General features: G+C 72.4%; 1 protein-coding gene and 1 pseudogene. Both read right to left on the reverse strand.

What is annotated here, in order from left to right; translation table 11 throughout:
* On the reverse strand, nt 1–246 hold a 246-nt coding region (locus AC1DQC_RS20100), incomplete at its 3' end, for a chlorite dismutase family protein (RefSeq protein WP_477052989.1).
* Between the two features lie 4 nt (nt 247–250).
* A pseudogene (locus tag AC1DQC_RS20105) lies at nt 251–573 on the reverse strand (protoporphyrinogen oxidase); the annotation flags it as partial.

Genomic DNA, 573 nt, shown 5'->3' on the forward strand with positions numbered 1-573 from the left:
CTTCTGCAGGTCTTCCAGCTTCTCCGCGTGCGTCCAGATCATGAAGTCCGCGTCGGCGCGCATCCCGGCGACGTCGTAGATGCCGCGGACCACGACGTCCGCCTCCTCGAAGGAGGCGAAGAACGCCGTCGCGTCCTCGATGGCCTTGGTGCGGTCCTCCTCGAGGACACCGGGCTGCACCTGGAACACCGAGAACATCGCGTACCGGAGCGTGGAATTGAGCTTGTCGTAATCGAGGCGTGCCATGGCCCTATCCTGCCACCCGCGCCGCGGCCCGTGCGGCCGCCGTCGCCGACGCCACACAGGCGGGCACGCCGACGCCGTGCAGCAGCGCTCCGGCCACCCCGAGTCCCGGCAACTCGGCCACGCCGTCCTCGATCGTCGCGACCCGGTCCAGGTGCCGCGGCCCGTACTGGGGCAGGCCGCCGTGCCATCGCTGCACCGCCGCCCCGACCGGCTCGGCCCGCAGCCCGGTGACCTCCGCGAGGTCCGTCCGGGCCAGCGCGACGAGTTCGTCGTCGGTGGCGTCGACCACCGCGGCGTCGCCGAACCGGCCGAACGAGGCCCGGACCA

Source organism: Cellulomonas sp. P4_H12 (genome assembly GCF_056400905.1).